The following is a 10,361-nucleotide window of genomic DNA, read 5'->3' as shown; positions in this document are numbered from 1 at the left end:
CCCGCCCGGTGCTCACCCGCCCGCGGTCCCGGCCGCTGCCGGGGCGCCCGTCCACGCGCGGGCCGCGGCCCGGACCAGGGCCGGGCCGCGGTAGATGAAGCCGGTGTAGAGCTGCACCAGCGCGGCGCCGGCGTCGACCATCCGGGCGGCGTCGTCCGGGTCGAGGATCCCGCCGACCCCGATCACCGGCAGCCGGCCTCCGGTCTCCCGATGCACGAAGGAGACCACCTCGCGGGCCCGCCCGGCGAGCGGTCGGCCGGAGAGCCCGCCGGTCTCGCCGCCGCGCTCCCGGTCGGCCGGGGCGAGCCCGTCGCGGGCCAGGGTGGTGTTGGTGGCGATCACCCCGGCGGCGCCCCGGGCCAGGCAGACCTCCAGCAACTCGGCGATGGCCGGCTCGGTGAGGTCCGGGGCGATCTTCACCAGCACCGGCTTCTCCCCCACCAGCGCCGCCAGCAGCGCGTCCAGGTGTGCCCGGTCCTGCAAGGCGCGCAGCCCCGGAGTGTTCGGCGAGGAGACATTGACCGCGAAGTAGTCGCCGTGCTCCCGCAGCGCCCGGTACGACGCCAGGTAGTCCTCGACCGCCTCCTCCAGCGGGGTGGCCTTGGACTTGCCGAGCGAGATACCCAGCGGCACCCCGAGCGGACGGGGCAGCGCCGCCAACCGGGCCGCGAGGGCCTGCGCGCCGGCGTTGTTGAACCCCATCCGGTTGACCACGGCCCCGCTGTCGGGCAGCCGGAACAACCGGGGCCGGGGGTTGCCCGGCTGGGGGCGCGCGGTGACCGTGCCGACCTCGACGAACCCGAAGCCCAGCGCCGGCCAGGCCGGCAGCGCCGCACCGTCCTTGTCCATCCCGGCGGCCAGCCCCACCGGGTTCGGGAAGTCCACCCCGAACACCGTCCGCGGCGCCCGCACGGCGTAACGCGCCCGCAGCGCCGACAGCGCCGCCGGCCGCCGGGAGAGCGCGGCCAGCCGCCGCAGCGTCCACTCGTGCGCGGCCTCCGCGTCGCCACCTGCGATGGCGAACAACCGGGGACGCACCACCCGCTCGAAGATCACCGGCGGGCCCGCAGGGCGGCGTGGAGCTGCTGGAGGGGGCGGACCTGCATGTCACCGCGGATACGCGCCTCGATGCCCATCACCGCGGCCGCCGCGCCCGGGACCGTGGTGATGCAGGGGATGTCCGTCGTGACGGCGGCGCTGCGGATCTCGTAGCCGTCCGAACGGGCGCTCGCGCCCGAGCCCTGCGGCGTGTTGATCACCAGGGCGACGTCGCCGCCGAGGATCAGCGAGACCGCGTCCTCACCCGCGCCGGACTCGTAGTGCTTACGGATCTGCTCGCAGGCGATGCCGTGCCGGCGCAGCACCTCGGCGGTCCCGGCGGTGGCCACGATCTCGAAGCCCAGGTCCGCCAGGCGCTTGATCGGGAAGATCATGCCGCGCTTGTCCCGGTTGGCCACCGAGACGAAGATCTTCCCGCCGGTGGGCAGCGAGCCGTACGCGGCCGACTGGGACTTGGCGAACGCGTGCCCGAAGGAGGTGTCGATGCCCATCACCTCGCCGGTCGACTTCATCTCCGGGCCGAGCAGCGAGTCGATCCCCTTGCCGGTGGGCGTACGGAACCGCTTGAACGGCAGCACCGCCTCCTTCACCGCGATCGGGGCGTCCGGCGGCAACTCGCCACCGTCGCCGGTGGGCGGCAGCAGACCCTCGGCGCGCAGCTCGGCGATGGTGGCGCCGAGCGCGATCCGGGCCGCCGCCTTGGCCAGCGGCACCGCGGTGGCCTTGGAGACGAACGGCACCGTCCGCGAGGCGCGCGGGTTCGCCTCCAGCACCCAGAGCTGGTCGTCCTTGAGCGCGTACTGCACGTTGAGCAGGCCGCGCACGCCGATGCCCCGCGCGATCGCCTCGGTGTACCGCCGGACCTGGGCCACGTGCGAGCCGGCCAGGGTGATCGGCGGCAGCGCGCAGGACGAGTCGCCGGAGTGGATGCCGGCCTCCTCGATGTGCTCCATCACGCCACCGAGGTAGACCTCGCCGTCGGCGTCGCAGAGCGCGTCCACGTCGATCTCGATGGCGTCGTCGAGGAACCGGTCGACGAGCACCGGATGGTCCGGGGAGATGTCGGTGGCCCGCCCGATGTAGTCGCGCAGCGTCGGGTCGTCGTAGACGATCTCCATGCCCCGCCCACCCAGCACGTACGACGGGCGGACCAGCACCGGGTAGCCGATCTCCTCGGCGATCGCCTTCGCATCGTCGTACGAGGTGGCGGTGCCGTGCGCCGGCGCGCGCAGGCCGGCCCGGGCCAGCACCGCCCCGAACGCGCCCCGCTCCTCGGCCAGGTGGATCGACTCAGGGGAGGTGCCGACCACCGGCACCCCGGCGTCCTTGAGCCGCTGCGCCAGGCCCAGCGGGGTCTGCCCGCCCAGCTGCACGATCACCCCGACCACGCCCGGCCCGCCGGCCGCCTTCCCGGAGGAGTCCTCGGCGTGCCAGACCTCCAGCACGTCCTCGAAGGTGAGCGGCTCGAAGTAGAGCCGGTCGGCGGTGTCGTAGTCGGTGGAGACGGTCTCCGGGTTGCAGTTGACCATCACGGTCTCGAAGCCGACGTCGCGCAGCGCCATCACCGCGTGCACGCAGGAGTAGTCGAACTCGATGCCCTGGCCGATCCGGTTCGGCCCGGAGCCGAGGATGAGCACCTTGGGCCGGTCCGAGCCGACCACCTCGGTCTCCGAGTCGTAGCAGGAGTAGTGGTACGGGGTGGTCGCCTCGAACTCCGCCGCGCAGGTGTCCACCGTCTTGTAGACCGGCCGCACGTCGAGGCGGTGCCGCAGCCTGCGGACCCCGTCCTCGGCTGCCAGTTCGGGGCGCAGCGCGGCCAGCTGCCGGTCGGACAGGCCGGCCCGCTTGGCCCGGCGCAGCAGGTCGGCGTCGAGCACCGGCGCGGCCACGATCTCGGCGCGCAGCTCGACCAGAGCGGCGATCTGGTCCAGGAACCACGGGTCCATCCCACCGGTGGCCGAGGCGACCTCGGCGATCGAGGCGCCCAGCCGCAGCGCCCGCTCCACCGTGTAGAGCCGGCCGTCGTGCGGCATGCGCAGCGCGGCGAGGGTGTTCTCCTTCGTCGCGCCGGCCGGGTCCGGCTGGGTCCAGAAGCCGCCCGCCTTGGTCTCCATCGAGCGCATCGCCTTGTTCAGCGCCTCGGTGAAGTTGCGCCCGAGGCTCATCGCCTCGCCGACCGACTTCATCGTGGTGGTCAGCTCCGGGTCGGCGCCGGGGAACTTCTCGAACGCGAACCGGGGGATCTTCACCACCACGTAGTCCAACGTCGGCTCGAAGGCCGCCGGGGTCTTCCGGGTGATGTCGTTGGGGATCTCGTCGAGGGTGTAGCCGATGGCCAGCTTGGCGGCGATCTTCGCGATCGGGAAGCCGGTCGCCTTGGAGGCCAGCGCCGAGGAGCGGGACACCCGCGGGTTCATCTCGATCACCACGATCCGGCCGTCGGCCGGGTTGACCGCGAACTGGATGTTGCAGCCGCCGGTGTCCACCCCGACCTCGCGCAGCACCGCGATGCCCAGGTCGCGCAGGCGCTGGTACTCCCGGTCGGTCAGGGTCATGGCCGGGGCCACGGTGACACTGTCGCCCGTGTGCACGCCCATCGGGTCGACGTTCTCGATCGAGCAGACCACCACCACGTTGTCGTGGCGGTCGCGCATCAGCTCGAGTTCGTACTCCTTCCAGCCGAGCACGCTCTCCTCGATGAGCACCTCGTGCACCGGGCTGGCCGCCAGGCCGTCCCCGGCGATACGGGCCAGCTCCTCCGGGGTGTGCGCCATGCCGGAGCCGAGACCGCCCATGGTGAACGACGGCCGGATCACCACCGGCAGGCCGAGTTCGGCGACGGTGGCCTCCACCTCGGCCATCGAGTGGCAGACCCGGGACCGTGGGACCAGGCCGGCCGGGTCGGCCAGCCCCAGGCGTACGCCGGCCTTGGCGACGATGTCCTTGAACAGCTGCCGGTCCTCGCCGCGGCGGATCGCCTCGATGTTCGCGCCGATCAGCTCCACGCCGTACTTCTCCAGCACCCCCGCCTCGTGCAGGGCGACCGCGGTGTTCAGCGCGGTCTGCCCGCCCAGGGTGGGCAGCACGGCGTCCGGGCGTTCCCGGGCGATGACCAGCTCGACGAACTCCGGGGTGATCGGCTCGACGTACGTGGCGTCGGCGAACTCCGGGTCCGTCATGATGGTGGCCGGGTTGGAGTTGACCAGGCTGACCCGGATCCCCTCGCTGCGCAGCACCCGGCACGCCTGGGTGCCGGAGTAGTCGAACTCGCAGGCCTGCCCGATCACGATCGGCCCGGAGCCGATCACCAGGATGTGTGTGAGATCGGTCCGCTTGGGCATTACTTCCCGCCTTCGATCAGCTCGGCGAAACGGTCGAAGAGGTAGTCCGCATCGTGCGGGCCGGCCGCCGCCTCGGGGTGGTACTGGACGGTGAAGGCGGGAACGTCCTTCGCCCGCAGCCCCTCGACCACGTTGTCGTTGAGGCAGACGTGCGACACCTGGACGCCGCCGAACTCGGTCTCGATCACCTGGTCCGGGACGACCGCCCCGGCCCGCGCGCCCGGCACCTGCACGGCGAAGCCGTGGTTGTGGCTGGTCACCTCGACCTTGCCGGTGGCCCGGTCGAGCACCGGCTGGTTGATGCCGCGGTGGCCGTAGCCCAGCTTGTAGGTGCCGAAGCCGAGCGCCCGACCGAGGATCTGGCTGCCGAAGCAGATACCGAACAGCGGCACCCGCCGGCGCAGCACCTCCCGCGCCAGCGCGACCGGGCCGTCGGCGGTGGCCGGGTCGCCCGGACCGGGCGAGAAGAACACCGCGTCGGCGCCGGTGGCGAGCAGGTCGTCGATGGTCGAGGACGCGGGCAGCACGTGCGTGGTGACCCCGCGCGCGGCGAGCCGGCGCGGCACGTTGCGCTTGATGCCCAGGTCCAGGGCGGCGACGGTGAACCGGTGCTCGCCCTGGGCCGGCACCACGTACGGCTCGCCGGTGGTGACCTGGGCGGACAGGTCGGCGCCGACCATCTGCGGGGACTCGCGCACCCGGGCCAGCAGGGCCCGCGGGTCGTCGTCCACGCTGGAGATACCGACCCGCATCGCCCCGCGTTCGCGCAGGTGCCGGGTCAGCGCCCGGGTGTCCACCCCGCTGACGCCGACCACGCCCTCGGCGGCGAGCCGGTCCTCCAGCCCGCCGGTGGCCCGCCAGTTCGAGCCGATCCGGGCCGGGTCGCGCACCACGTAGCCGGCCACCCAGATCCGGCCGGACTCGTCGTCCTCGGCGTTGACGCCGGTGTTGCCGATGTGCGGCGCGGTCTGCACCACCACCTGCCGGTGGTACGAGGGGTCGGTCAGGGTCTCCTGGTAGCCGGTCATGCCGGTGTTGAAGACCGCCTCGCCGAAGGTCTCCCCGACGCTGCCGTACGCCTCGCCGTGGAACGTGCGCCCGTCCTCAAGGACCAGGATCGCCGATCGCCTGCGACTCATTTGACTGCCTTTCCGTCCAGGACCGTCGGCTCGCCGCGCAGGAAGGTCGCCACGATGCGACCCGGCAGCGTCATGCGGGCGTACGGGGTGTTGCGGCTGTGGCTGGCCAGCTCCGCGGGCTCGATCACCCGCCGGACGGCCGGGTCGACCAGGGTCAGGTTGGCCGGCACGCCGGGCGCCGGGTCGAGCCCGTGCGCGTCCAGCGCGGCGATCCGGGCCGGGGTGCGGGACATCCGCTCGGCGATCAGGTCCCACTGCGGGCCGAGCACGTCGAGGGCGATCGACAGCGCCGTCTCCAGGCCGAGCATGCCCGGCCGGGCGTACGCCCACTCGCACTCCTTGTCCTCCACCGCGTGCGGGGCGTGGTCGGTGGCGACGACGTCGATCACCCCGTCGACCAGGGCGGCCCGCAGCGCGGCGACGTCCGCGGCGGTGCGCAGCGGCGGGTTCACCTTGTAGACCGGGTCGTAGGTCTCGGCCCGCTCGTCGGTCAGCAGCAGGTGGTGCGGGGTCACCTCGGCGGTGACCTTCACCCCGCGCGCCTTGGCGTGCCGCAGCACCTCGACGCTGCCGGCGGTGGAGACGTGGCAGACGTGCAGCCGGCTGCCGACGTGCTCGGCGAGCAGCACGTCCCGGGCGATGATCGCCTCCTCGGCGACCGCCGGCCAGCCGGTGAGGCCGAGCCGGGTGGAGACCTCGCCCTCGTGCATCTGCGCGCCCTCGGTGAGCCGGGGCTCCTCGGCGTGCTGGGCGATGATCCCGTCGAACGCCTTGACGTACTCCAGCGCCCGCCGCATCAGCTTCGGGTCGGCGACGCAGTGCCCGTCGTCGGAGAAGATCCGCACCCGCGCCGCGGAGTCGGCCATCGCGCCCAGCTCGGCGAGCTGCTCGCCGGCCAGCCCGACGGTGACCGCGCCGATCGGCTGCACGTCGACCAGTCCGGCCTCCCGGCCGAGCCGCCAGACCTGCTCGACCACGCCGGCGGTGTCGGCGACCGGGGAGGTGTTGGCCATCGCGCAGACCGCCGTGTACCCGCCGAGCGCCGCCGCCCGGGAGCCGGACTCGACGGTCTCGGCGTCCTCCCGGCCGGGCTCGCGCAGGTGGGTGTGCAGGTCCACCAGGCCGGGCAGGGCGACCAGCCCGGTGCCGTCGACGACGGTCGCGTCCGGCGCGGTCAGGCCGGGGCCGACCTGCGCCACGACCCCGTCGCGGATCAGCAGGTCGGTCGGCGCGGCGCCGAGGACGCTGACGTTGGAGATGAGGTACGAGCTCACCGGTTGTTCCCCCCGAGTAGCAGGTAGAGGACGGCCATCCGGACGGAGACCCCGTTGGCGACCTGTTCGACGATGGTGGAGCGGGGCGAGTCGGCGACCTCGGGCGTGATCTCCATGCCCCGGTTCATCGGGCCGGGGTGCATGACGATCGCGTGCTCGGGCAGCCGGCGCATGCGCGGGCCGTCCAGGCCGTAGCGGCGGGCGTACTCGCGGGCGGACGGGAAGTACGAGTCGTTCATCCGCTCCCGCTGCACCCGCAGCATCATCACCACGTCGGACGTGGGCAGCACCGCGTCGAGATCGTAGGAGACGGCGGTGCCGGGGGCGAGCGCCGGCGAGATGTCCCGCGGGATCAGCGTGGGCGGCCCGACCAGGGTCACCTTGGCGCCGAGGGTGGACAGCAGCAGCACGTTGGAGCGGGCCACCCGGGAGTGCAGCACGTCCCCGACCACCGCGACCGACAGGCCGGCCAGCCGGCCCAGCCGGGCGCGCATGGTGTACGCGTCCAGCAGCGCCTGGGTGGGATGCTCGTGGGTGCCGTCGCCGGCGTTGACCACCGAGCCGTCGACCCAGTCGGCGAGCCGGTGCGCGGCGCCGGAGGCCGGATGCCGCACGACCACCGCGTCGGCGCCCATCGCCTGCAGGGTCAGCGCGGTGTCCTTCAGGCTCTCGCCCTTGGCGACGCTGGACCCCTTCGCGGAAAAGTTGATCACGTCGGCGCTGAGCCGCTTCGCGGCCGCCTCGAAGGAGATCCGGGTGCGGGTGGAGTCCTCGTAGAAGAGGTTCACCACGGTCCGCCCGCGCAGCGCGGGCAGCTTCTTGACCTCCCGGCCGGCCACGGTGGCCATCTCGGCGGCGGTGTCCAGGATCTGGGTGGCGGTGGCGGCGTCCAGGTCCGCACCGGAGAGCAGGTGCCTGATCATGAGGTGGTGGTCCCCCCGTACAGCTTGACCTCGTCGGCGCCGTCGGTCTCGGCCAGCGTCACCTTCACGCTCTCGGCGAGGGAGGTCGGGATGTTCTTGCCGACGTAGTCGGCGCGGATCGGCAGCTCCCGGTGGCCGCGGTCGACCAGGACGGCGAGCTGGACCGACGCCGGCCGCCCGACGTCGTTGAGCGCGTCGAGGGCGGCCCGCACGGTGCGGCCGGAGAAGAGCACGTCGTCGACGAGGATGACCCGCCTGCCGTCGATGCCGCCCGTCGGCAGTTGGGTGGGGCCGACCGCCCGGGTGGCGTGCCGGCGCAGGTCGTCGCGGTAGAGAGTGATGTCGAGCACGCCGACCGGGACGGCGACGTCCTCGAAGGTGCTGATCCGGGCGGCGAGCCGCCTCGCGAGCGGGGCGCCCCGGGTCGGGATGCCGAGCAGGACGGTGTTCGCGGCGCCCTGGGTCTTCTCCAGGATCTGGTGGGCGATCCGGTCGACCACGCGTTGGACGTCGGCGCTGGCGAGAATCACCTTCACCGAGGGTTGTCGCGCGAGCGGCGACTGGGCAGCCGGTGGGTAGGCCACGGCGGACCTCCTTCCCCGCCTCACGGGACGGGTCGTTAAAGGACGTCGGATTCCGGTGTGGGCCGCGAGCGGCCCGGACCGGGGCTTCACGCCACGTTACCAGTGGTCACCGCACCGACCGCCGCCGGCCACTGACCCCCTGGTCAGCGCGGCCAAATGGGGATAACTCCCCCGGTGCTCCCCAACGGTACGGTCACGACCACTTGACCAGGTGTCGCAATCCCCGTACCGTCACGCTCCGTAGCGATCGCTGGGAGAGCCCCGAGCAGCACTGGGAGTGTCCGAATGCCCTCTGAATACGCCAAGTCTCTGGGCGCCCGTCTGCGCTCCATCCGCCAGCAGCAGGGCCTGTCCCTGCAGGGCGTGGAGGAGAAGTCGAACGGGCGGTGGAAGGCGGTGGTGGTCGGCTCGTACGAGCGCGGCGACCGGGCCGTCACGGTGTCCCGCCTGGCCGAGCTGGCCGACTTCTACCGCGTTCCCGTCTCGGAGCTGCTGCCCGACGGTAGCGGGGTGCGCCATGAGCCCACCAGCAAAATCGTGCTGGACCTCGAGCGGCTCTACGACGAGGCGTCCGAGGATCTCGCCTACGTCGCCCGGTACGCCCGCGCCATCCAGCAGCAGCGTGGTGACTACAACGGCCGGGTGCTCTCCATCCGCGCCGACGACCTGCGTGCCCTCGCGATCGTCTACGACGCCTCGCCGTCCGGCCTGATCGAGCGGCTCACCGAGCACGGGGTGCTGGTCGCCGACCCGCGGGCGTTCTTCGCCTCCTGACCGCTGACACCCGAAGGGCCCGTGCCGTCCGGCACGGGCCCTTTCGTCGTTCGTGTCGCCTTGCGCCTCGCCTGGGGCGTGCGCCCGAGTCAGCGGGTGGCGTACTCGGCGATCCGGCCGAGGATGCCGTTGAGGAAGCGCGGCGAGTCGTCGGTCGACATCTGCCGCGCCAGTTCGACCGCCTCGCTGATCGCCACCGCGTCGTCGATCTCGTCGACGTAGAGCAGCTCGTGGACGGCGATCCGGGCCAGGTTGCGGTCGACGACCGGCATCCGGTCCAGCGTCCAGCCCTCGGCGTAGCTGGCGATCAGCTCGTCGATCCGGTCCAGGTGGGCGGCGACCCCCTCGACCAGGCTCACGGCGTAGTCGAGGTGGTCGGGGCGGGGCTTCTCGATCCGCTGGAGGTAGCCGGCGAGCACCTCGACCGGCGGGCGGTCGCGCAGATCGGCCTCGAAGAGCACGTCCAGCGCCCGCTTGCGCGCCTTGCGGCGCGCCGGCATCTGCTGCTTGGGGCCCTCGGCCATCAGGCGCGGCCGAGGTAACGGCCGTCGCGGGTGTCGACCTTGATCTTCTCGCCGGTGGTGATGAAGAGCGGCACCTGCACGGTAGCGCCGGTCTCGACGGTGGCCGGCTTGTTGCCGCCGGTCGACCGGTCACCCTGCAGGCCCGGCTCGGTGTAGGTGACCTCCAGCACGACGCTGGTGGGCAGCTCGACGTAGAGCGGGACACTCTCGTGGGTGGCCACGATCACCTCGGCCTCGGGCAGCAGGTAGTTCGCCGCCTCGCCGACGGTGCCGCCGGGCACGGTGATCTGGTCGAAGGTCTCCAGATCCATGAAGACGTAGTCCTCGCCGTCGGCGTAGAGGTACTGCATGGTGCGCTTGTCGACGGTCGCGGTCTCGACCTTGGTGCCCGCGTTGAAGGTCTTGTCGACCACCTTGCCGGACAGCACGTTCTTCAGCGTGGTACGCACGAACGCACCACCCTTACCGGGCTTGACGTGCTGGAACTCGACGACGGACCACAGCTCCCCGTCGAGGTTGAGTACCAGGCCGTTCTTCAGGTCGTTGGTGGTGGCCATTTCCTGCCTTGATCATCAATTGGCGGACAGACCTGCCAAGTCTACTAGTTGCGCCGCGCGCCGCTCCCCGCGCTGCGCACCGGACACCCGCTACGTTCGCCACCCGGCCCCGAAACCCCGGCAGCTGACGCGCCGCCGAGCACCGCCGAGCGAGGCGGCGCGAGTGCAGGGGGCCCAGGCTGCGCG

Annotated in this window: 9 protein-coding genes; 1 reads left to right on the top strand and 8 read right to left on the bottom strand. The window is 72.5% G+C overall.

Going from position 1 to position 10,361, the window contains the following annotated elements:
• Positions 1-12 precede the first annotated feature (12 nt).
• The 6 genes from C1I99_RS24025 to pyrR are packed head-to-tail and all read right to left on the bottom strand — an operon-like array spanning position 13 to position 8,320.
• Positions 13-1,056 carry a quinone-dependent dihydroorotate dehydrogenase gene (locus tag C1I99_RS24025; RefSeq protein WP_111136472.1) on the bottom strand — a complete coding sequence of 348 codons (1,044 nt, stop codon included), beginning with the start codon at positions 1,054-1,056 and terminating at the stop codon, positions 13-15.
• The gene (gene carB, locus C1I99_RS24020; protein WP_111136471.1) at positions 1,053-4,400 is read right to left on the bottom strand and encodes a carbamoyl-phosphate synthase large subunit; all 3,348 of its coding nucleotides are present in this window, start codon (positions 4,398-4,400) and stop codon (positions 1,053-1,055) included. Before carB ends, C1I99_RS24025 begins: the two co-directional genes overlap by 4 nt.
• On the bottom strand, positions 4,400-5,539 hold the full coding sequence (carA, locus tag C1I99_RS24015; protein ID WP_111136470.1) for a glutamine-hydrolyzing carbamoyl-phosphate synthase small subunit: 1,140 nt from the start codon (positions 5,537-5,539) through the stop codon (positions 4,400-4,402). Before carA ends, carB begins: the two co-directional genes overlap by 1 nt.
• Complete coding sequence (locus tag C1I99_RS24010; protein ID WP_111136469.1) at positions 5,536-6,813, bottom strand: dihydroorotase; 1,278 nt, start codon at positions 6,811-6,813, stop codon at positions 5,536-5,538. Before C1I99_RS24010 ends, carA begins: the two co-directional genes overlap by 4 nt.
• A complete protein-coding gene (locus tag C1I99_RS24005; protein ID WP_111136468.1) occupies positions 6,810-7,736 on the bottom strand; it encodes an aspartate carbamoyltransferase catalytic subunit in 927 nt (308 codons plus the stop codon). Before C1I99_RS24005 ends, C1I99_RS24010 begins: the two co-directional genes overlap by 4 nt.
• Positions 7,733-8,320, bottom strand: a complete 588-nt coding sequence (gene pyrR / locus C1I99_RS24000; protein WP_111136467.1) for a bifunctional pyr operon transcriptional regulator/uracil phosphoribosyltransferase PyrR — start codon at positions 8,318-8,320, stop codon at positions 7,733-7,735. The genes C1I99_RS24005 and pyrR overlap by 4 nt, the downstream gene beginning before the upstream one ends.
• Positions 8,321-8,605: 285 nt before the next feature.
• Here pyrR and bldD point away from each other — a divergent pair, with 285 nt between their 5' ends.
• Positions 8,606-9,094, top strand: coding sequence for a transcriptional regulator BldD (gene bldD, locus C1I99_RS23995; RefSeq protein ID WP_013285505.1), 489 nt, complete (start codon positions 8,606-8,608; stop codon positions 9,092-9,094).
• A gap of 89 nt (positions 9,095-9,183) precedes the next feature.
• Here the strand turns inward: bldD and nusB are convergent, their stop codons facing one another.
• Both nusB and efp read right to left on the bottom strand, forming a co-directional pair.
• Positions 9,184-9,594 carry a transcription antitermination factor NusB gene (gene nusB, locus C1I99_RS23990; RefSeq protein ID WP_199562371.1) on the bottom strand — a complete coding sequence of 137 codons (411 nt, stop codon included), beginning with the start codon at positions 9,592-9,594 and terminating at the stop codon, positions 9,184-9,186.
• 23 nt (positions 9,595-9,617) lie between these two features.
• The gene (gene efp, locus C1I99_RS23985) at positions 9,618-10,175 is read right to left on the bottom strand and encodes an elongation factor P (protein WP_111136465.1); all 558 of its coding nucleotides are present in this window, start codon (positions 10,173-10,175) and stop codon (positions 9,618-9,620) included.
• Positions 10,176-10,361: the final 186 nt, after the last annotated feature.

It is taken from the genome of Micromonospora deserti, from assembly GCF_003236335.1.
Lineage (GTDB): Bacteria > Actinomycetota > Actinomycetes > Mycobacteriales > Micromonosporaceae > Micromonospora > Micromonospora deserti.
Note: the sequence above shows the minus strand (reverse complement) of the source record. Positions and strands in the feature narration are given on the sequence as shown.

Excerpts from the sequence above, each read along its gene's own strand:
- carB (WP_111136471.1), bottom strand. The coding sequence starts at position 4,400 with ATGCCCAAGCGGACCGATCTCACACACATCCTGGTGATCGGCTCCGGG.
- carA (WP_111136470.1), bottom strand. The coding sequence starts at position 5,539 with ATGAGTCGCAGGCGATCGGCGATCCTGGTCCTTGAGGACGGGCGCACG.
- C1I99_RS24005 (WP_111136468.1), bottom strand. The coding sequence starts at position 7,736 with ATGATCAGGCACCTGCTCTCCGGTGCGGACCTGGACGCCGCCACCGCC.
- bldD (WP_013285505.1), top strand. The coding sequence starts at position 8,606 with ATGCCCTCTGAATACGCCAAGTCTCTGGGCGCCCGTCTGCGCTCCATC.
- nusB (WP_199562371.1), bottom strand. The coding sequence starts at position 9,594 with ATGCCGGCGCGCCGCAAGGCGCGCAAGCGGGCGCTGGACGTGCTCTTC.
- efp (WP_111136465.1), bottom strand. The coding sequence starts at position 10,175 with ATGGCCACCACCAACGACCTGAAGAACGGCCTGGTACTCAACCTCGAC.